Origin of the sequence: Rhodanobacter sp. Root480 (assembly GCF_001426645.1) — a bacterium.
Lineage (GTDB): Bacteria > Pseudomonadota > Gammaproteobacteria > Xanthomonadales > Rhodanobacteraceae > Rhodanobacter > Rhodanobacter ginsenosidimutans.
In genome coordinates this window covers 1,141,600-1,162,653 of record NZ_LMEX01000002.1, presented here as the reverse complement: position 1 = coordinate 1,162,653, position 21,054 = coordinate 1,141,600, and the positions used below count along the sequence as shown (strand labels likewise).

Genomic DNA, 21,054 nt, shown 5'->3' with positions numbered 1-21,054 from the left:
ATGCTGCGGCGCGCGCCGCTATTCGCCTTTGGTCGCTATTCGACCAAAGTCGATGCGCGCGGCCGCCTGCCGCCCGTTGGCGATGGGGCTACACTCGATCGTCAGGTGGCGTCGACGCCGCCAAGCCATCCATTCATCGATGCCGCCCATGCGGCGGCCAGCAGGAGGCCAGCCATGTCCAAGCTTTATCCGGTCAACCCCGAATTCGCCGCGGCGGCGCGCGTCAGCGCGGACGATTACGCGCGTCTTTACGACGAATCGATCAAGGACCCGGAAGGGTTCTGGAAGCGCATCGGCCAGCGCGTCGACTGGATCAAGCCGCCGACCAGGATCAAGGATGTCTCGTTCGACCCGTCCGACCTGCACATCCGCTGGTACGAGGACGGCCAGCTCAATGTCAGCGCCAACTGCCTCGACCGCCAGCTGGAAAAGCGCGGCGACAAGGTGGCGATCATCTTCGAGGGCGATGACCCAAAGGACTCGCGCCGCATCACCTACCGCGAGCTGCATGCCGAAGTGTGCAAGTTCGCCAACACGCTGAAGAACCTCGGCGTGGTCAAGGGCGACCGCATCGCGATCTACCTGCCGATGATTCCGGAGGCGGCGGTGGCGATGCTGGCCTGCGCCCGCATCGGCGCAATCCACTCGGTGGTGTTCGGCGGCTTCTCGCCCGATTCGCTGGCCGGCCGCATCGTCGATTCAAAAGCCAAGGTGGTGATCACCGCCGACGAAGGCCTGCGCGCCAGCAAGCACATCCCGCTGAAGGTCAACGTGGACGCCGCGCTGGAACGCCCCGGCACCAGCAGCGTGGAAACCGTGATCGTGGTGCGCCACACCGGCGGCCCGATCAACATGCAGTCGCCGCGCGACCGCTGGTACCACACGCTGATGGAGGGCCAGTCCACCGATTGCGCACCCACCCCGGTCGAGGCCGAGCACCCGCTGTTCGTGCTGTACACCTCCGGCTCCACCGGCAAGCCCAAGGGCGTGCTGCACACCACGGGCGGCTACCTGGTCTACATCAGCTACACCCACGAGCTGGTGTTCGACCTGCGCGAGGACGACGTCTACTGGTGCACCGCCGACGTGGGCTGGGTCACCGGCCACAGCTACGTGGTGTACGGCCCGCTCTGCAACGGCGCCACCACGGTGATGTTCGAGGGCGTGCCGAACTACCCTGACCACAGCCGCTTCTGGCAGGTGATCGACAAGCACAAGGTCAGCCTGTTCTACACCGCGCCCACCGCGATCCGCGCGCTCATGCGCGAAGGCGAGGAGCCGGTGAAGAAGACCTCGCGCAAGTCGCTGCGCCTGCTGGGCTCGGTCGGCGAGCCGATCAACCCCGAGGCCTGGGAGTGGTACAACCGCGTGGTCGGCGAAAACCGCTGCCCCATTGTGGACACCTGGTGGCAGACCGAAACCGGCGGCATCATGATCTCGCCGCTGCCCGGCGCCATCGCCACCAAGCCCGGCTCCGCCACGCGACCGTTCTTCGGCGTAACCCCCGCCATCGTCGATGCCGACGGCAAGGTGCTGGAAGGCGAGGCCGAGGGCAATCTGCTGATCACCACCTCGTGGCCGGGCCAGGTGCGCACCATCTACGGCGACCACCAGCGCTTCATCGACACCTATTTCAGCGCCTACCCCGGCAACTACTTCTCGGGCGACGGCGTGCGCCGCGACGAAGACGGCTACTACTGGATCACCGGCCGCGTCGATGACGTGATCAACGTCAGCGGCCACCGCCTGGGCACCGCCGAGGTGGAAAGCGCGCTGGTGTCCCACCCGAAGGTAGCCGAGGCCGCCGTGGTCGGCTGCCCGCACGACATCAAGGGCCAGGGCATCTACGCCTACGTCACCCTGGTGGTCGGCGAAACCGGCAGCGACGACCTGCGCAAGGAACTGGTCGCCTGGGTGCGCAAGGAAATCGGCCCCATCGCCACGCCCGATTACCTGCAGTGGGCGCCGGGCCTGCCCAAGACCCGCTCGGGCAAGATCATGCGCCGCATCCTGCGCAAGATCGGCGAGAACAAACCCGACCAGCTGGGCGACATCACCACCCTGGCCGACCCCGGCGTAGTGCAGAACCTGGTGGATGAGCGGTTGATCAAGTAGTACCGGGAATGGGGAATGGAGAATGGGGAATCGGTGCGCAAGCGCGCACTTCCCCGCAAACCTCGTACATCCATTCCCTATTCCCCATTCCCTACTCCCGGCTCTCCCCATGCCCGACATCCTGATCGCCGATGACCACCCGCTGTTTCGCGATGCGTTGCAGCGGGCGGTATTGACGGCGGTGCCGCAGGCGCAGGTGCATGCGGCCGACAGCGTGCATGCCTTGCTGGCGTTGATCGAACGGCTGCCCGACGCGGACCTGTTGCTGCTGGATCTGCACATGCCCGGTGCCCGCGGCTATTCCGCGCTGGCGCATATCCGCGGCCAGTATCCGGGCCTGCCGACCATCGTGGTCTCCGGTCACGAGGAGCCGCAGGTGGCGCGCCGCGCGCTGGGTCACGGCGCGTCGGCTTACATCCCCAAGTCCAGTCCCGGCGAAGACATCGTGGCGGCGATCCGCGCCGTGCTCGATGGCGACGTCTGGCTGCCGCCGACGCTGGTGGGCGCCGCGGCCGAACTGCCACCGGACGAAGCCGCCGTCGCCGCCCAGGTGGCGACGCTGACTCCGCAGCAGTTCCGGGTGATGACGATGATCGCCGAGGGCCTGCTCAACAAGCAGATTGCCTGGGAGCTGGGCGTCTCCGAAGCCACCGTGAAGGCGCACATGACCGCGATCATGCGCAAGCTGGGGGTCGGCAACCGCACCCAGGTGGCATTGGTCGCCAGCCATCTGGCGGTGGACCAGCAAAGCCCGCCGCCGCTGCCGGACGGCGCCGGCTGAGCGAGCGCCGGGCAGATACCGGCAACGTCGGAAATTCGTACGGTCGTTTGCCCTTTTTTCGGGCTGATCGGCGCTTCCGGTTCGGCCTCATATACGGCTATTTGATTTTTCTTGCTTTTTTGTTGCAGCGCACTATAGTCGATACTCCCCTTTTTCCGGGATCGACACATGGAACAACCGCGCGCACAGGGTCTTTACGACCCAAGCAATGAACATGACGCCTGTGGCGTGGGTTTCGTCGCCCATATCAAGGGTAGGAAAACGCACGAAATCGTCCAGCAGGGATTGATGATCCTGCGCAACCTGGACCACCGCGGCGCCGTCGGCGCCGACCCGTTGATGGGCGATGGCGCCGGCATCCTGATCCAGATCCCCGACGGCTTCTACCGCGAGGAGATGGCGGCGCAGGGCGTGGTGCTGCCGCCCCCGGGCGAATACGGCGTGGGCATGGTGTTCCTGCCCAAGGAACACGCCTCCCGGCTGGCCTGCGAGCAGGAGCTGGAGCGCTCGGTGCACGCCGAGGGGCAAGTGGTGCTGGGCTGGCGCGACGTGCGCGTGGACGATGCGATGCCGATGTCGCCCGCGGTGAAGGCGCGCGAGCCGGTGATCCGCCAGATCTTCATCGGTCGCGGCCCGGACATCATGGTGCCCGACGCGCTGGAGCGGAAGCTCTACGTGATCCGCAAGACCTCCAGCCACGCCATCCGCGCGCTGCACCTGAAGCACGGCCAGGAATACTTCGTGCCCTCGATGTCGACCCGCACGGTCGTCTACAAGGGCCTGCTGCTGGCCGGCCAGGTGGGCCAGTACTACCTCGACCTGGCCGACCCGCGCACGGTGTCGGCACTGGCGATGGTGCACCAGCGCTTCTCCACCAACACCTTCCCCGCGTGGGAGCTGGCCCATCCGTACCGCATGATCGCCCACAACGGCGAGATCAACACGGTCAAGGGCAACGTCAACTGGATCAACGCGCGCACCGGCGCGATCTCCTCGCCCGTGCTGGGCGACGACCTGCAGAAGCTGTGGCCGCTGATCTACCCCGGCCAGTCCGACACGGCGTCGTTCGACAACTGCCTCGAATTGCTGACGATGGGCGGTTACCCGCTGTCGCAGGCGATGATGATGATGATTCCCGAGGCTTGGGAACGTCACACGCTGATGGACGACAACCGTCGCGCGTTCTACGAATACCACGCCGCGATGATGGAGCCGTGGGACGGCCCCGCCGCGATCGCCTTCACCGATGGCCGCCAGGTGGGCGCCACGCTGGACCGCAACGGCCTGCGCCCGGCGCGCTACGTGATCACCGACGACGACCTGGTGATCCTGGCCTCCGAGGCCGGCGTGCTGCCGGTACCGGAATCGCGCATCGTGAAGAAGTGGCGGTTGCAGCCGGGCAAGATGCTGCTGATCGACATGGAAGCGGGCCGCATCATCGACGACAAGGAGCTGAAGGATCAGCTGGCCAACGCCAAGCCGTACAAGCAGTGGATCGAACACATCCGGATCAAGCTGGATGACCTGCCGGCGGCGCGCACGGAGCCACGCTCCACCGAGACCCTGCTCGATCGCCAGCAGGCGTTCGGCTACTCGCAGGAAGACCTGAAGTTCCAGCTGCTGCCGATGGCGCAGGCGGGCGAGGAAGCGATCGGCGCGATGGGCAACGACTCGCCGCTGGCCGTGCTGTCGGACAAGAACAAGTCGCTGTACCAGTATTTCCGCCAGTTGTTCGCGCAGGTCACCAACCCGTCGATCGACCCGATCCGCGAACAGATGGTGATGTCGCTGGTGTCCTTCATCGGCCCGAAGCCGAACCTGCTGGACATCAACAACATCAACCCGCCGTTGCGGCTCGAGGTATCGCAGCCGGTGCTGGACTTCGCCGAGATGGCCAAGATCCGCGACATCGAGCGCTACTCCAAGGGCAAGTTCCGCAGCTTCGAGCTGGACATCAGCTACCCCGCGGCATGGGGCAAGGCCGGCATCGAGGCGCGGCTGGCTTCGCTGTGCGCCCAGGCCACCGACGCGATCCGCCTTGGCCACAACATCCTGATCGTCTCCGACCGCGGCGCCAGCCGCGAGCGCGTGGCCATCCCGGCGTTGTTGGCCACCTCTGCCGTGCACCAGCATCTGGTAACGATGGGCCTGCGCACCAGCACTGGCCTGGTGGTGGAAACCGGTTCCGCCCGTGAGGTACACCACTTCGCCCTGCTGGCCGGCTACGGCGCCGAAGCGATCCATCCCTACCTGGCGATGGAAACCCTGACGCACGTCTGCGCCAGTGGCGAGGTGAAGCCGGAAAAGGCGATCACCAACTACATCAAGGCGATCAACAAGGGCCTGCAGAAGGTGATGTCCAAGATGGGCATCTCCACCTACATGTCCTACACCGGCGCGCAGATCTTCGAGGCCGTGGGCCTGAACCGCGAGCTGATCGACAAGTATTTCACCGGCACCACCTCCAACATCGAGGGCATCGGCCTGTTCGAAGTGGCCGAGGAAGCCCTGCGCACGCACGCCGCCGCCTACAGCGACGACCCGGTGCTGGCCGATCGGCTGGACCCGGGCGGCGAGTACGCCTGGCGCGTGCGCGGCGACGAGCACATGTGGACGCCGGACGTGGTGGCCAAGCTGCAGCACGCCACGCGTTCCAACAACGGCCAGACCTACAAGGAATACGCGCAGCTCATCAACGACCAGTCCAAGCGCCACATGACGCTGCGCGGCCTGTTCGAGTTCCGCATCGACCCGGCCGCGGCGATCCCGCTGGACGAGGTCGAGCCGGCGAAGGAAATCGTCAAGCGCTTCGTCACCGGCGCGATGTCGCTGGGCTCGATCTCCACCGAGGCGCACACCACGCTGGCGATCGCGATGAACCGCATCGGCGGCAAGTCCAACACCGGCGAAGGCGGTGAAGACGAGGCGCGCTACCAGAACGAGCAGCGCGGCATCGCGATCAAGCAGGGCGACACCGTTGCCGGCCTGCTCGGCGCGGCGCACATCGAGCGCGACCTGGTGCTGCAGGATGGCGATTCGCTGCGCTCGCGCATCAAGCAGGTGGCCTCGGGCCGCTTCGGCGTCACCGCGGCCTACCTGATGTCCGCCGACCAGATCCAGATCAAGATCTCGCAGGGCGCCAAGCCGGGCGAAGGCGGCCAGCTGCCGGGCCACAAGGTGTCCGACTACATCGCGCAGCTGCGCTTCTCGGTGCCGGGTGTGGGCCTGATTTCGCCACCGCCGCATCACGACATCTACTCCATCGAGGATCTGGCCCAGCTCATCCACGATCTGAAGAACTGCAACCCGCAGGCCTCGATCTCGGTGAAGCTGGTGTCGGAAGTGGGCGTGGGCACGGTGGCCGCGGGCGTGGCCAAGTGCAAGGCCGACCATGTGGTGATCGCCGGTCATGACGGCGGCACCGGCGCCTCGCCGTGGTCGTCGATCAAGCATGCCGGCACGCCGTGGGAACTGGGCCTGGCCGAAACCCAGCAGACGCTGGTGCTGAACCACCTGCGCGGGCGCATCCGGGTGCAGGCCGATGGCCAGATGAAGACGGGTCGCGACGTGGTGATCGGCGCGCTGTTGGGCGCCGACGAGTTCGGCTTCGCCACCGCGCCGCTGGTGGTGGAAGGCTGCATCATGATGCGCAAATGCCACCTCAACACCTGCCCGGTCGGCGTGGCCACGCAGGACCCGGTGCTGCGCAAGAAGTTCTCGGGCAAGCCCGAGCACGTGGTGAACTACTTCTTCTTTGTCGCCGAGGAGGCCCGCGCGCTGATGGCGCAGCTGGGCATCCGCCGCTTCGAAGACCTGGTCGGCCGCGCCGACCTGCTCGACACGCGCCAGAGCATCGCGCACTGGAAAGCCAGCGGGCTGGACTTCAGCCGCGTGTTCCATCGCCCGGAGGTTCCCGCGGACGTGGCCGTGCGCCATGTCGCCGAGCAGGATCACGGCCTGGATCGCGCCACCGGCAAGGCACTCGACCACACCCTGATCGACAAGGCACAGCCGGCGCTGGAGCATGGCGAAAAGACCAGCTTCATCGTCAGCGTGCGCAACGTCAATCGCACCGTGGGCACGATGTTGTCCGGTGAAGTGGCGCGTCGCTACGGCCACGTCGGCTTGCCGGACGACACCATCCACATCCAGCTGGACGGTGTTGGCGGGCAGAGCTTCGGCGCGTTCCTGGCCCGCGGCATCACCCTGGACCTGGTCGGCGAAGCCAACGACTACGTCGGCAAGGGCCTGTCCGGCGGCCGCATCGTCGTGCGCTCGCCGAACGACTTCCACGGCTTCGGCCCCGAGCACATCATCGTGGGCAACACCGTGCTGTACGGCGCCACCGAAGGCGAGGCGTATTTCAACGGCGTGGCCGGCGAACGCTTCGCGGTGCGCAACTCCGGCTGCACCGCGGTGGTCGAGGGCGTGGGCGACCACGGCTGCGAATACATGACCGGCGGCACCGTGGTGGTGCTGGGCGACACCGGCCGCAATTTCGCCGCGGGCATGTCCGGCGGCGTGGCCTACGTCTACGACCCCGACGGCGTCTTCGAGCACAAATGCAACCTGGCGATGGTCGGCATCGAGCCGCTGCTGTCGGGCGTGGAGCAGGAACTGCGCATCCCGCGCGAGTTGTGGCATGCCGGCGCGCGCGGCGCCACGGGCGAAACCGACGAGGCGATCGTGCGGCGACTGGTGGAAGCGCATTTCCGCTACACCGGCAGCTTCCGCGCCAAGGAGATCCTGCACGACTGGCCGACCGCGCGTGCGCGTTTCGTCAAGGTGATGCCGGCCGAATACCGCCGCGCACTTTCCGAACTGCACCAGCGCGCCGTACTGGCATCCACCGAGAAGGCCACGGCCTGACCCGCGAAGGAATAGACAATGGGCAAGATTACCGGCTTTCTCGAATACCCCCGTCAGGCGGAAACCGCCGAGGTACCCACGCAGCGGCTCAAGCACTGGCGCGAATTCACCCAGCAGCTGACTGATGAGCAGGCGAAAGTCCAGGGCGCGCGCTGCATGGATTGCGGCATCCCGTTCTGTCACCACGGCTGCCCGGTCAACAACATCATTCCGGACTTCAACGACCTGGTGTACCGGCAGGACTGGAAGCACGCGATCGAGGTGCTGCATTCCACCAACAACTTCCCCGAGTTCACCGGCCGCATCTGCCCCGCCCCGTGCGAGGCCGCCTGCACGCTGAACATCAACAGCGACGCGGTGGGCATCAAGTCGATCGAGCACAAGATCATCGACAAGGCGTGGGAGGAGGGCTGGGTCACGCCGCAGCCGGCCGCCATCAAGACCGGCTGGAAAGTCGCCGTGGTCGGTTCCGGCCCGGCCGGCCTGGCCGCCGCGCAGCAGCTGGCGCGGGTGGGCCATGCGGTGACCGTGTTCGAGAAGAATGACCGCGTCGGCGGCCTGCTGCGCTACGGCATCCCCGATTTCAAGCTGGAAAAAAGCCATATCGACCGGCGCGTGAAGCAGATGCGCGCCGAGGGTGTGCAGCTTCGCACCAGCGTCTTCGTGGGTGCGGCGGCGGACGCCGCCCGCTACGGCAAGGTCGAGGCGGTCACGCCCGAGCAGTTGCAGGCCGAGTTCGACGCGGTGATCATCGCCGGCGGCTCCGAGACGCCGCGCGACCTGCCGGTGCCCGGGCGTGAGCTGAAGGGGGTCCATTTCGCGATGGATTTCCTGCCGCAGCAGAACAAGGTGGTGGCCGGTGATCGGCTGAAGCACCAGACGCTGGCCACCGCCAAGAAGGTGGTGGTGATCGGCGGTGGCGACACCGGCTCCGACTGCGTGGGTACCTCCAACCGCCAGGGCGCGATTTCGGTGACCCAGTTCGAGCTGCTGCCGCAACCGCCGGCGCAGGAGAACAAGCCACTGGTGTGGCCGTACTGGCCGCTGCGCCTGCGTACCTCGACCTCGCATGAGGAAGGTTGCCAGCGCGACTGGTCCGTGGCCACCAAGCACTTCAACGACGACGGCAAGGGCAACGTGAAGAGCCTCACCGGCGTGCGGCTGGAGTGGAAGGACGGCAAGATGAGCGAAGTCGCCGGCAGCGAATTCGAGATCGCCGCCGACCTGGTGCTGCTGGCGATGGGCTTCGTGTCGCCCGTGCAGACGGTGCTGGATGCGTTCGGCGTGGACAAGGACGCCCGCGGCAATGCCAAGGCCAGCACCGATGGCGCCGCCAGCTACCGCACCAGCGTCGACAAGGTATTCGCCGCCGGCGACATGCGTCGCGGGCAATCGCTGGTGGTCTGGGCGATCCGCGAAGGGCGCCAGTGCGCCCACGCCGTGGACGAGTTCCTGATGGGCGTTTCGACGCTGCCGCGTTGAGCTGATACCGACGATACGCTGCGCGCCATCCGGCGCGCAGCGCAGTGATTACCTGCTGAACTCCCGCCCCCGTCGTCAGTCGCCGCTACCCTGCGGCCGCAGCGGCGAAGCCAGCAACGCCCGCAACGCCGCCGGCTTCACCGGCTTGTGCAGCAGTGGATAACCCAGCGCCCGCGCCCGCTGTTTCAGCTCGACACTGCCATCGGCGGTGATGATGGCCGCCGGCGGCAACTGCGCGAAGTCGGCCCGCAATTGCTCCAATGCCTGCAAGCCATCGGTGTCGTCGGCCAGATGGTAGTCGGCGAGGATCAGGTCGACCGGCCCGCGTTGCAATTCGATGCGCGCCTGCGTCACGTCCACCGCGGTGCGGCAATCCACGCCCCATCGACCGAGCAGTGCACGCATGCCATCGAGGATGGATTCATCGTTGTCCAGGCACAACACGGTCAGCGGCAGTCGTGCATCCGGCCCACGCTGCAGGATCTTGTGCCGCCGCGGCGCCACCGGTTCATTGCGCGGCACGGTGACCGCGAAGCAGCTGCCATGGCCGGGGCGCGAATGCAGGTCGAGCCGATGGCCCAGAATGCCGGCCAGCCGATCGCAGATCGACAGGCCCAGGCCCAGCCCTTTCTCGCCCCACGGTGACGGCTGCTCCAGCCGCTGGAACTCGTCGAAGATGCGCGCCCGCTGCTCCGCCGCGATGCCGGGGCCCGAGTCCCACACTTCGATCCGCACCTCGTCGCCCATCCGCCGCGCGCCCAGCAGCACGCCGCCCTGGCGCGTGTAACGCAAGGCATTGGAGAGAAAGTTTTGCAGCACGCGCCGCAACAGCTGCGGATCGCTGCGCACGGCGAGGCGGGTCGTCGCCACCCGCAGTTTCAGGCCACGTTGCTCGGCCACCACGGCGAACTGCGCCTGCAGCGATTCGAACAGCTCCGCCAGCGCGAAGCCGCTCACTTCGGGCCGGTAGCTGCCCGTATCCAGGCGCGACGTATCGAGCAAGGCGTCGAGCAGGTCCTCGGCGGAGCGGAACGAGGCGTCGATGCGTTCGGCCAGCTGGCTGGCTTCGGCATCCAGCCCCGGATGCTGGCGCAGGGCCGAGGTGAACAGCCGCGCCGCGTTCAGCGGTTGCAGCAAATCGTGGCTGGCCGCGGCGAGGAAGCGGGTCTTGGAGATGTTGGCCGTTTCCGCCGCCCGGCGGGCATGCGCCGTGGCGACCAGGGATTCGGACAGCTCCGCAGTGCGCTGCTCCACCCGCAGTTCCAGGGTTTCGTTGGCCTCGATCAGGGCCTGCTCGGCATGCTTGTAGGCGGTGACATCGGTATACGTGGTGACGTAGCCGCCGCCCGGCAGTGCGCGCCCACGCATCTCGATCACGGTGCCATCGGGTCGTGTGCGCTGGAACAGGTGCGACGAGCCGGCCCGCATGTAGTCGATGCGTTTGGCCACATGGCCGTCCACTTCGCCGGGGCCACATTCGCCGAGCTCCGCGTTGCGGCGGATCAGGTCGGCCACCGGCACGCCCACGTGGACCATACCGTCGGGGTAGTCGAAGAGTTCCAGGTAGCGGCGGTTCCACGCGACCAGGCGCATGTCCGCATCGACCACGCTGATTCCCTGCGACACGTTCTCCAGCGTGGTGGAAAGCAGCTCGCGGTTGAAGCGCAGCTCCTGCGATGCCTCGTCCATCAGCGCCATCGACTCGGCCAGGTCCAGCCCGCTGCCGGACAGCGCGCCGATCAGGATGCGCCGCGCGTTGGCCGCGCCCACCGCCGAGGCCAGCAGGCGCTCGGTGTACTGGATCAGCGCCCGGTCCGCCGTCTCGCCCGCCAGCAGCGGCCGCTCGCGCCGCGTCCCGTACTCATCGAACGCCCGCCGGGCGCTGCGCTCGCCCACGATGCGTTCGGCGATGGTGCGCAGGTCGCCCACCACCACGCGGCCGCGCCAATCGCCCGGCCCGCCCCGCCCGGCCGGGTCGGCATCGATGAACACCGCCGCGTGCAGGCGCTCTTCCAGGCTGGGCCGAAAGCGCAACGACACGAACACCAGGCAGCCCACGTTCACCAGCAACGACCAGAACGTGCCGTGCATCACCGGATCCCAGCCGCTGAGCTGGAACAGCGCCTGCGGTCGCAGCCAGCCCAGGCCTAGCGGGCCATGCTGCAGCCATGCACCCGAGCGGCTCAGCGCCGGCAACAGCAAGGTGTAACCCCAGACCGCGAAGCCACTGAGCAAACCGGTGACCACGCCGCGGCGACTGGCCCCGCGCCAGTACAGGGCGGCAATCAACGCGGGTGCGAACTGCGCCACTGCGGCGAAGGCCAGCAATCCGGTAGCCGCCAGGTTTTCCGCGTTGGCCGCCAGCCGGTAGTAGACGTAGGCCATCAGCGCCAACGCCACGATGGCCACCCGGCGCACGGCCAGCACCAGCTGCGACAAGTCATCGCGCTGTTCCAGCCGCAACCAGCGGATACGCAACAACGCGGGCATCACCAGGTCGTTGCTGATCATGGTGGACAGCGCCACCGAGGCCACGATCACCATGCCGGTTGCCGCGGAGAATCCACCGATGAAGGCCAGCAGGGCGACGCCGCTGTCCCCGTACGCCAGCGGCAGCGTGAGCACCCAGGCATCGGCGGCGCCATCGCGCACGACGGGCATGTGCGTGCCCGCTGCCACGATGGGCAGCACCGCCATGCTGATGATGGCCAGGTAGATCGGCACCATCCAGCGCGCGCGCTTCAGGTCATCGACTTCCTCGCATTCCACCACGCCGATCTGGAACTGGCGCGGCAGGCAGAACATGGCGCAGAACGCCAACATGGTTTGCGCCAGAAAGCCCGACGAGAGCCCGTGGCTGAGCTGGTCCATCGGCAGTTGCACCGTGGCCACCAGACCCGGCCCACGCCATAGCGCGTAACCGGCCAAAGCCACGAACGCCACCAGCTTGATCAACGACTCCAGCGCGATCGCCAGCATCATGCCGTGATGGTGTTCGGTCGCATCGATGCTGCGCGTACCGAACAGGATCGCGAACACCGCCAGCAGCGCCGCACACCACAACGCGCTGTCCACGCCATCCGCCGGCAGCGGCACCGACGCATGCCCGCCGAGCACGCCATACGACATGGCCACGGCCTTGAACTGCAATGCGATGTACGGCACTACGGCAGTCACCGCAATGACAGCTACCAGCGCCGCCAGGCCATGGGACTTGCCGAACCGCGCGCCGATGAAGTCGGCGATCGAGGTGATGTTGCGCTGGCCCACGATCCGCACGATCCGCTGCATCAAGCCGAAGCCGAACACGAACAGCAGGATCGGCCCCAGGTAGATTGGCAGGTAGGCTAGGCCGTCGCGCGCCGCCGTTCCGACCGCACCGTAGAACGTCCAAGACGAGCAGTACACCGCCAGCGCAAAACTGTAGATGACGGGACGCAGTTTCGGCTGGCGCGGGTAGAGCGGCCGGCGATCGCCCGCGTAGGCAACCACGAACAGCACGCCCACATACAGGAGCGATACCAGCAGCAGCAGCCAACCCTGTATCAAGCCCCTCTCCCGGCAAACGAACGACGGCGCCTCGATGACGTTTCGCGTGGGCGGCGTCGACACCGAAAGCCCCGACGGCGCCTCGCTGTGGCGACTTGCACGGCAGCCGGTCGCGCCGATGAGCAGGCCGCGCCGTGCTTGTACCCGGGCACGGTGAACGTCACCATGGTGGAATGACGATCGCCGACACACCCCGCCTTGGCAACGTAGCAGAGCCCCTGCACGATGACGAGATCCACGTGTGGAAACTGGATTATCAACGCGCCGAAGGTCGCCGGCCGCTGATCCGGCTGTTGGCCCGCTACCTCGCGATCGACCCGTCCGCGGTGGAGTTGCGCGAGGGCGACCATGGCCGGCCAGCCCTGGCCGCGATTCACGATGATGCGCTGGATTTCAACTGGTCGCACAGCGGCGACCACGCACTGATCGCCGTCGCCCGCGGCATCACGCCAGGCGTGGACATCGAGCGCCAGCGTCCGCGGCCCAAGGCGCTGGAAATCGCACAGCGGTTTTTCAGCGACGACGAAATTGCGGTGCTGGCCAGCGCCGCACCCGAGCGTCGCGGCGGGGTTTTCCTTGATATATGGACGGCCAAGGAAGCGCTGCTGAAAGCGCATGGCCACGGACTGTCGTTCGGCCTGGATCGGCTCAGCGTCGTCGGCGACGACGCACTGATCCAGCTGCGTCGGTTCGATGGCGAGGATGTCGGCGGTTGGCAGCTGCAGCCGCTTGCGCTGGGCCAGGCTTTTGTCGGTGCGCTGGCATGGCGTGGTGAGGCGCGACGGATTCGGCTGAGGGCGCTTGCCAGCGCCGTTTGATTGGTGCACTGTTTTCGGCCACGCAGCGATTCCGCATCCGATCAGCCGTTGCCTCCGCCACCTGCATCGACTCCGCCATGACTTTGCTCAGCGTCAATCTCAACAAGATCGCGGTCCTTCGCAATTCGCGCGGTGATACCGAACCCGATATCTGCCAGGCGGCACGCACCTGCATCGAGGCGGGCTGCGGCGGAATCACGGTGCACCCACGACCGGACCTGCGTCATGTCCGACCCGACGACGTGCGTGCGCTGGCCACCCTGCTGCGCGGCCGGGTCGAATACAACATCGAGGGCAATCCGTTTGCCGGTCCGCGCGGCGCCTACCCCGGCTTGATCGCGCTGGCGCGCGAAGTGCGTCCGACCCAGGTCACCCTGGTACCGGACAGCGACGGGCAGATCACCTCCGACCACGGCTTCGATATCCTGCGCGACATCGAACGGCTGCGTCCGCTCGTCGCCGAACTCTGCGAACTGGGGTGCCGTGTCAGCCTGTTCGTCGACGCGGACAACACGACCCGAGCCTTCGAGCAGGCTGCGGCGATCGGCGTGCAACGCATCGAGATCTATACCGGCCCCTATGCCAAGGCGTTCGCCGAAGATGCCCCTGGCCTGGCACTGGAAGCTTGCGTCACCACGGCGCGGTGCGCGCAGCAGGCTGGCCTGGCGGTCAACGCCGGCCACGATCTCAGCCAGAAAAACCTGGGCACGTTCAAGGCAGCCATCCCCGGTCTGGCGGAAGTCTCCATCGGCCACGCGCTGATCGGCGAAGCCCTGTACGAAGGCCTCGCCGTCACCGTACGCAACTACCTGCAGATCCTGCGCTGAGTCGTCGTGGCGCGCCGCCGGCGCGTAGCGAAGGCGATTTCCGATACAACAGGTTCGATTTCCACCCACAAAAAACCCCGCCGAAGCGGGGTTTTTTGTTTATCTCATGCAACCGGTTGTTGACCGAATCAATCGCCTTCGGTGAAGCCGATCTTTACGAGGTTGTAGCTTTTCGCGTCAGCCAGCACGCGCGCCACGTACTCGTAAGCCACCGTATCGGCCGCGTTGATCTGGATCTCCGGCTGATTGGTCTGCTGGGCGATGACCGCCAGCTGCGCCTTGAGTCCCAGCTCATCGACCGGCGTGTCGTTCCAGTAGAACCCACCACCGGCATCGATCTTCAGTCGAATCGGATCGAGCGGATTCGGTGGATTGATCACGTTCGGATTCGGCTGCGGCAGATCGACCTTGATCTTGTGGGCGAGTACCGGCGCCGTGATCATGAAGATGATCAACAGCACCAGCATCACGTCGACCAACGGGGTAACGTTGATCTCCGACATCGGTCCACTGGTATTGGTACTGAATGCCATCTCGTTACTCCTTGCCGGTCGTCATGAACCCGACATGGACCATGCCAGCGTCCTTGGCGTCGCCAAGAACCTTGCGCACAATCTTGTACTCGGTTGTCTTGTCCGCACGGATCTGCAGTTCCGGCTGCGGCGACTTCTGCGCGTTCACCGCGAACTGTGCCCGCAACTCCACATCCGTGACCGGGTGATCGTTGAAGTACAAGCTGCCATCCTGCTTGATCGCCAGATCCAGCGGCGGCACCGGCATTTCATCGTCCTTCACCTTCGGATTGGCGGTAGGCAGGTCAATCGTGATGCTGTGTGACATCAGCGGCGCGGTAATCATGAAGATGATCAGGAGAACCAACATCACGTCGACGAGCGGCGTAACGTTGATTTCCGACATCGGCCCGCCGTTATTGCCACCGGTACTCATGCCCATGGGTCAATCCCTCACTTCTGGCTTTCGACGCGCGAACCGGTGGCGAAGAAGTCATGAAGGTCGTGCGCGAATTCGTCGAAACGAGCGTAGGTCAGACGGTTCGAGCGGTTGAAGAAGTTGAACGCGAACAGCGCCGGGATAGCGGCGAACAGACCGAACGCGGTCATGATCAGAGCCTCACCGACCGGACCTGCCACGGCGTTCATCGACGCGTTGCCGGTAGCAGCAATGCCGATCAGCGCGTGGTAGATGCCCCACACGGTACCGAGCAGACCGACGAACGGTGCTGCCGAACCCACGGTGGCGAGCAGGGTGAGACCGCCTTCCAGACGGAGGCTCTCGCGGGCCACGGCCTGGCGCAGGGCACGGTCGATGAATTCCGAACGGCTCAGCGATTCGGCCAGGCGACCCGGCGCACCGGCAACCGACTGCTGGTGATGGGCAACCGCGGAAGCGGCATCCAGCGCGATCTTGGAGAACGGTTCGCCCTTGGGCTGGGCTTCCAGCTCACGGATGGCGTCCTGGGTGGAGGCGTTGCCCCAGAAATCGTTGATCACCTTGTCGGCACGCGAACGCACCTGGGCGTTGCGGATACCGTTGGCAATGATGAAGTACCAGGAAAGGAACGACATCACGACCAGCGTGATGAAAACCACCCAGCCAAGCCAGTCGAAGTTCTGTGCCAGGTTGGCGAAGCCCATCTGTTTCATGGCTTCGGCGTTGGTATTGCCACCCATGACGGGAGTGGCATCGGACGGTGCAGGAGTCTGTAGGAACATAACGCTACCCTAGGGAAGTCAAGCGTGAACTGAGAATGTGACCGGAGGAGCCCGATTACATCTGGTTGAGATTGAAGTTGACGGGAACGCGAGCGTACCCCTCGACCTTTTGTCCGTTTCGTACTGTGGGATTGAAGCGCCAGCGTCGTGCTGCGTCCATAGCCGCACGATCAAGCTCGTGGAAACCGCTGGATTTGTCGACCTTGATGTCCTTCGGCGAACCATCCGTGCCCACCAGGATCATCAACACTACCGTACCCTCGTGCCGCATGCGGATCGCCTGTGGCGGGTACCGCGGCTGGATACGGCTGTTGTAGCTCAGATCCTGGCTGGCCGTGATCTCGGTCGGCGGTGCGGGCGGTGCCGGTGGTGCCGGCGGCGGCGCCTGCACGGCCATCTGCGAGCGCTCTTCCACAGCCGGCGGCGGAGCCGGCGGCGGCGGTGTCGGCGGCGGCACGACCTGCTTGATGATTTTCGGTGGTGGCTGTTTTGGCGGTTCCGGCGGCGGCGGCGGCGGCGGTGGCGGCGGCGGCGGCGGCGGAATGAAGCTCACCTGGACGATGTGTTCCTTGGCTTTCTGTTCTTTCTGATGTGGCGCCATCGGCGCGATCAGCAACAGGAACGCGAAAGCATGCAGCCCGACGGCCACTGCCAACGCCCAGGTGCGTTTCCAACTGAATGGTTCACGCCCGTTTTCTTCGTTACTAGAGGCCATCTGTCAACTTTCTGAAGCTAGTCAATCGGAGTGGACGTGCCGCAGCGCATGGGTCGAGCGTTGCCTCTCGGACAGCACTCGCCGCTGGGGATACGCGGGGAAGAATTTTCAACGGTACAACAGCACGAGGCATTTGTATAGCACCCGTGAAACACACAAATGGACGTCCATCTGATTCACGGGTGCGCAGGGCTGTTTACTTGCTTACACCAGCGGTTTTAAGCCATGCCTTGGCCTTTTCCGCGGTTTCCGGCTGCTGCGCCGCCTGCTTCATGGCGGCGATCGCTGCCGGCTTGTTCTTGAGGCCACGTTCGGTCTCGGCCAGCAACATGTAGGCCGTGCCCTTGTGTTTCACGCCCTTCTGGATCGCCTGCTCGAGCAACGGCTTGGCCTGGCTGAATTTGTTTTCCACCATCAGCAGGTGTGCCGCGCGCAGGGCGGATTCGCCATCGGTGGCCTGCGGCAGCGCCTGGTTGTACGCAGCGATCGCCTTGTCCGAGTTGCCGGCCATCTCGTACGACTGACCCATGAGCTTGTAGGTCTCGCTGTTGCCGGTGATCGTGTGCTTGGCGATGCCGTCCTGGAGCACCTGGGCCGCCTTCGCTGCGTCCGGTGCCGGATCGTTGCTGCTCTGCGCCTGCAGCAGGTAGAGCTTGGCCAGCGTCATGTTGTCCTTTTCTTCGGTCAACGTGCCTGCGGCGCGGGCCTTCTCCAGCAGCTGGATGGCCTCGGGGTATTTTTCGGCATTGACCAGCACCGATACGGCATTGGCGCGGGCCTCCGGATCATTCGGGTTGGCGGCGAGCTGTTCCTGCGCCAGCTTCATCGCCTGGTCTTTCTGGCCGCTTTGCGCATAGCTGGCCATCAGGATCTGGTCCCAGCTTTCCTTCGGCTGGTCGGTCATCGATTTGGCCTTCTGGACGGCCGCAATCGCCTCGGGGTATTTCTCCAGCCGGTAGTAGGCGTTGCCTTCGAGTGCATACGAGTCGGCGGTTTCCTTCTTGCCCTCGGCGCGCCATTTCGCAATGGTGTCCAGCGTCGCCTGGTATTGCTCGTCGGCCATCTGGAATTGCGCCAGTTCGTAGAGCAACTGGAAGTAGGTGTCGTTCGGCATCACGCCGATGGCCAGCGATTTCTGCAAGGTGGTAATGGCGCCCTTGACGTCGCCGTCGTTGTACTTGAGGTTGGCCAGCCCTTGCAGCGCCAGAGACTGGGCGTACTTGCTCTTGCTGCTTTCGACGATCGGCTCCAGCACCTGTTCGGCTTTTGCCTTGTCACCCGCGCTGACCGCATCGAGGCCTTCGTTGATCGCCTTCTGATCCTTCTTGCTGGTCAGGTCGAGCTTGGGCGCTTCACGGGTCGCGTCGGGGTACAACGCTTCCTTCTTGTCGGTGTCCGCCTTGTGCGGGCGCGCCATCAGCGGGCTGCTGATCAGGGCCAGCGCGACGGTCGCGCCAGCCAGCGTCCGAAACAGATGAAAGGGCTTCATGACGGTCCTCGTGGTTAGGGGGTTCACGCTGACGCGTGAGGGGTCGCTGAGCGTAGCGCGTCCCGGCGCACGGTGACAAGCGTTGATTTATAAAATAAACATTAAGTATTTCAATTACTTAGATGTTTCTTGCGCGAGTCTTTCGGATTGTCCACATTTTTTCGGATGTATTTGGCCGGACGAAGCCGAGCCGGGCATCACATTTGCGATGCCCGACGCGGTCAGATGTCCAGGTTCGCCACCTTCAGCGCGTTGGTTTCGATGAATTCGCGACGCGGTTCCACCGCCTCGCCCATCAGCATCGAGAAGATCTGATCGGCGGCGATGGCGTCCTCGATGCCCACTTGCAGCATGCGGCGGGTATCGGGGTTGACCGTGGTGTCCCACAGCTGCTCCGGGTTCATTTCACCCAGGCCCTTGAAGCGCTGGATGCTGCGACCCTTTTTCGCCTCGTCCAGCAACCAGTTGCGGGCATCGACGAAATTCAGCACACCGCGAGACGCGTTGCCGCGACGCACGACCGCTTCGGGCTGGATCAGGCCCGCGATCTGCTGGCTGATCGCCAGCAACGGGCGGAACTCGTTGCTGCTGAAGAACGGCTGCGGCAGGAACCAGGTATGGCTGAGGCCGTGCTGTTCCTTCACCACCTCGATCGCCGGCGGATGCTCGTCGTGGCCGGGGCGCAGGGCCAGGCGGTAGTGCGGCTTGCCGAGCCCGCTGGCAGCCAGGCGTTGCGCGGCGCCGTCGAGCCAGGCCTGCATGGCGGTCGCGTCGGTCCACAACGCCGGTTCGATCGGCGGATGTTCGAGCAGCGCGTTGAGCACCGCCGCGTCGAAGCGATGGGCCAGCTTGGCGATCTGATCCTGGGCGTACTGGTAACCGCGCAGCAGTTTCTCCAGTGCTTCACCGGTGATCGGCGGCGCATCCGGGCTGTAGGTCAGCGAGGCGTTGTCGACGGCGCTGGAAATCAGGTAGTCGTTCAGCGCGGTGTCGTCCTTGATGTACAGCTCCTGCTTGCCCTGCTTCACCTTGTACAGCGGCGGCAGGCCGATGTAGATGTGGCCACGCTCGATCAGCTCGGGCATCTGCCGGTAGAAGAAGGTCAGCAGCAGGGTGCGGATGTGCGAGCCGTCGACGTCCGCATCGGTCATCAGGATGATGCGGTGGTAGCGCAGCTTGTCCGGGTTGTACTCGTCCTTGCCGATGCCGGTGCCCAGCGCGGTGATCAGCGTACCCACCTCGGCCGAGGACAGCATGCGATCGAAGCGCGCCTTCTCCACGTTGAGGATCTTGCCCTTCAACGGCAGCACGGCCTGGGTCTTGCGGTTGCGACCCTGCTTGGCCGAGCCGCCGGCGGAATCACCCTCCACCAGGAACAGTTCGCACAGCGCCGGGTCCTTCTCCTGGCAATCGGCCAGCTTGCCGGGCAGGCCGGCGATGTCCAGCGCGCCCTTGCGGCGGGTCATCTCGCGCGCCTTGCGCGCCGCCTCGCGGGCGCGGGCGGCATCGACCACCTTGGAGGCGATCGCCTTGGCCTCGTTGGGGTGTTCCAGCAGGAATTCACCCAACTTCTCGTTGACGACCTGCTCCACCACCGTCTTGACCTCGGACGAGACCAGCTTGTCCTTGGTCTGCGAAGAGAATTTCGGATCGGGCACCTTCACCGACAGCACCGCGATCATGCCCTCGCGCATGTCATCACCCGAAGGCATGACCTTGGCGCTCTTGGCCACGCCGGATTTTTCGATGTAGTTCTGCAGCGAACGGGTCAGCGCGGCGCGGAAACCGGTGAGGTGGGTGCCGCCGTCGCGCTGCGGGATGTTGTTGGTGAAGCAGAACATCGTTTCCTGGTAGGAATCGGTCCACTGCATCGCCACTTCCACCACGATGCCGTCCTGCTCTGCGGTGAGGCTGATCACATTGGGATGCAGCGCCGTCTTCAACTGCGCCAGGTGCTGCACGAAGGAGCGGATGCCGCCTTCGTAGGCGAACGTATCCTGCCGACCATCGCCGCGCTCGTCGGTCAGCACGATGGTGACGCCGGAATTCAGGAACGACAGCTCGCGCAGCCGCTTGGCCAGGACTTCGTAATGGAACTCGATGTTGTTGGTGAAGGTTTTCGGGCTGGGCAGGAAGCGCACCAGGGTGCCGCGCTTGTTGGAAGGCCCGACCACCTTCAGCGGGTACAGCGGCTCACCCAGCGAATATTCCTGCAGGTGTTCCAACCCGTTGCGGTAGATCGTCAGCCACAAGTGCTCGCTCAGGGCGTTGACCACCGAGACACCCACGCCATGCAGACCGCCGGAGACCTTGTAGGAGTTGGCGTCGAACTTGCCGCCGGCGTGCAACACCGTCATCACCACTTCCGCGGTGGAGCGCCCTTCCTCGGGATGCATGTCCACCGGGATGCCGCGGCCGTTGTCGCTGATGCTTACCGAGCCATCCTCGTGGATGGTCACCGTCACCCGGTCGCAGAAGCCGGCCAGCGCTTCATCGATCGCATTGTCGACCACCTCGAACACCATGTGATGCAGGCCGGTGCCGTCATCGGTATCGCCGATGTACATGCCCGGCCGTTTGCGTACGGCTTCCAGGCCCTTGAGGACCTTGATGTTGCTGGAGTCGTAGGTGGAGTCTTGGGATTCGTTCATGCGTTGCCCGTTTCCTGGCGCCAGA

General features: G+C 65.3%; 13 protein-coding genes. 6 read left to right on the top strand and 7 right to left on the bottom strand.

The window, feature by feature from the left end:
- Nucleotides 1-174 precede the first annotated feature (174 nt).
- The 4 genes from acs to ASD22_RS12015 all read left to right on the top strand — a co-directional run bounded on the left by acs (nucleotide 175) and on the right by ASD22_RS12015 (nucleotide 9,247).
- Entirely contained in the window at nucleotides 175-2,115 is a 1,941-nt protein-coding gene (gene acs / locus ASD22_RS12030; protein ID WP_056084277.1) for an acetate--CoA ligase, read from the top strand.
- 109 nt (nucleotides 2,116-2,224) lie between these two features.
- Nucleotides 2,225-2,896 (top strand): response regulator transcription factor, encoded by a 672-nt coding sequence (locus ASD22_RS12025; RefSeq protein ID WP_056083485.1) that lies wholly within the window; start codon nucleotides 2,225-2,227, stop codon nucleotides 2,894-2,896.
- A 168-nt stretch (nucleotides 2,897-3,064) separates the two neighbouring features.
- Nucleotides 3,065-7,765, top strand: a complete 4,701-nt coding sequence (locus tag ASD22_RS12020; protein WP_056083482.1) for a glutamate synthase-related protein — start codon at nucleotides 3,065-3,067, stop codon at nucleotides 7,763-7,765.
- Nucleotides 7,766-7,783: 18 nt separating this feature from the next.
- Nucleotides 7,784-9,247 carry a glutamate synthase subunit beta gene (locus ASD22_RS12015; protein WP_056083473.1) on the top strand — a complete coding sequence of 488 codons (1,464 nt, stop codon included), beginning with the start codon at nucleotides 7,784-7,786 and terminating at the stop codon, nucleotides 9,245-9,247.
- Nucleotides 9,248-9,322: 75 nt separating this feature from the next.
- Here ASD22_RS12015 and ASD22_RS12010 read toward each other — a convergent pair whose 3' ends face one another.
- On the bottom strand, nucleotides 9,323-12,796 hold the full coding sequence (locus ASD22_RS12010; RefSeq protein WP_200946356.1) for a PAS domain-containing hybrid sensor histidine kinase/response regulator: 3,474 nt from the start codon (nucleotides 12,794-12,796) through the stop codon (nucleotides 9,323-9,325).
- 173 nt (nucleotides 12,797-12,969) lie between these two features.
- Here ASD22_RS12010 and ASD22_RS12005 point away from each other — a divergent pair, with 173 nt between their 5' ends.
- Nucleotides 12,970-13,614: a 4'-phosphopantetheinyl transferase superfamily protein gene (locus tag ASD22_RS12005; RefSeq protein WP_056083470.1), complete on the top strand. Its 645-nt coding sequence runs from the start codon at nucleotides 12,970-12,972 to the stop codon at nucleotides 13,612-13,614.
- Nucleotides 13,615-13,691: 77 nt separating this feature from the next.
- Nucleotides 13,692-14,441: a pyridoxine 5'-phosphate synthase gene (locus ASD22_RS12000; protein ID WP_056084271.1), complete on the top strand. Its 750-nt coding sequence runs from the start codon at nucleotides 13,692-13,694 to the stop codon at nucleotides 14,439-14,441.
- A 128-nt stretch (nucleotides 14,442-14,569) separates the two neighbouring features.
- On the opposite strand, the gene ASD22_RS11995 is transcribed toward ASD22_RS12000, so the two are convergent.
- The 6 genes from ASD22_RS11995 to gyrB form a co-directional block, all read right to left on the bottom strand.
- Nucleotides 14,570-14,974, bottom strand: coding sequence for a biopolymer transporter ExbD (locus ASD22_RS11995; protein WP_056083467.1), 405 nt, complete (start codon nucleotides 14,972-14,974; stop codon nucleotides 14,570-14,572).
- A gap of 4 nt (nucleotides 14,975-14,978) precedes the next feature.
- The gene (locus ASD22_RS11990) at nucleotides 14,979-15,395 is read right to left on the bottom strand and encodes a biopolymer transporter ExbD (RefSeq protein ID WP_007082486.1); all 417 of its coding nucleotides are present in this window, start codon (nucleotides 15,393-15,395) and stop codon (nucleotides 14,979-14,981) included.
- 11 nt (nucleotides 15,396-15,406) lie between these two features.
- The gene (locus tag ASD22_RS11985) at nucleotides 15,407-16,132 is read right to left on the bottom strand and encodes a MotA/TolQ/ExbB proton channel family protein (RefSeq protein ID WP_056083465.1); all 726 of its coding nucleotides are present in this window, start codon (nucleotides 16,130-16,132) and stop codon (nucleotides 15,407-15,409) included.
- Between the two features lie 97 nt (nucleotides 16,133-16,229).
- The gene (locus ASD22_RS11980; RefSeq protein WP_056083462.1) at nucleotides 16,230-16,889 is read right to left on the bottom strand and encodes an energy transducer TonB; all 660 of its coding nucleotides are present in this window, start codon (nucleotides 16,887-16,889) and stop codon (nucleotides 16,230-16,232) included.
- A 196-nt stretch (nucleotides 16,890-17,085) separates the two neighbouring features.
- Nucleotides 17,086-18,378, bottom strand: a complete 1,293-nt coding sequence (locus tag ASD22_RS11975; protein ID WP_056083459.1) for a tetratricopeptide repeat protein — start codon at nucleotides 18,376-18,378, stop codon at nucleotides 17,086-17,088.
- 221 nt (nucleotides 18,379-18,599) lie between these two features.
- Nucleotides 18,600-21,029, bottom strand: coding sequence for a DNA topoisomerase (ATP-hydrolyzing) subunit B (gene gyrB, locus ASD22_RS11970; protein ID WP_056083456.1), 2,430 nt, complete (start codon nucleotides 21,027-21,029; stop codon nucleotides 18,600-18,602).
- Between the last annotated feature and the right edge of the window lie 25 nt (nucleotides 21,030-21,054).

Coding starts and splice junctions, on each gene's coding strand:
- acs (WP_056084277.1), top strand. CDS start 175: ATGTCCAAGCTTTATCCGGTCAACCCCGAATTCGCCGCGGCGGCGCGC.
- ASD22_RS12025 (WP_056083485.1), top strand. CDS start 2,225: ATGCCCGACATCCTGATCGCCGATGACCACCCGCTGTTTCGCGATGCG.
- ASD22_RS12020 (WP_056083482.1), top strand. CDS start 3,065: ATGGAACAACCGCGCGCACAGGGTCTTTACGACCCAAGCAATGAACAT.
- ASD22_RS12015 (WP_056083473.1), top strand. CDS start 7,784: ATGGGCAAGATTACCGGCTTTCTCGAATACCCCCGTCAGGCGGAAACC.
- ASD22_RS12005 (WP_056083470.1), top strand. CDS start 12,970: ATGACGATCGCCGACACACCCCGCCTTGGCAACGTAGCAGAGCCCCTG.
- ASD22_RS12000 (WP_056084271.1), top strand. CDS start 13,692: ATGACTTTGCTCAGCGTCAATCTCAACAAGATCGCGGTCCTTCGCAAT.
- ASD22_RS11995 (WP_056083467.1), bottom strand. CDS start 14,974: ATGGCATTCAGTACCAATACCAGTGGACCGATGTCGGAGATCAACGTT.
- ASD22_RS11990 (WP_007082486.1), bottom strand. CDS start 15,395: ATGGGCATGAGTACCGGTGGCAATAACGGCGGGCCGATGTCGGAAATC.
- ASD22_RS11985 (WP_056083465.1), bottom strand. CDS start 16,132: ATGGGTGGCAATACCAACGCCGAAGCCATGAAACAGATGGGCTTCGCC.
- ASD22_RS11980 (WP_056083462.1), bottom strand. CDS start 16,889: ATGGCCTCTAGTAACGAAGAAAACGGGCGTGAACCATTCAGTTGGAAA.
- ASD22_RS11975 (WP_056083459.1), bottom strand. CDS start 18,378: ATGAAGCCCTTTCATCTGTTTCGGACGCTGGCTGGCGCGACCGTCGCG.
- gyrB (WP_056083456.1), bottom strand. CDS start 21,029: ATGAACGAATCCCAAGACTCCACCTACGACTCCAGCAACATCAAGGTC.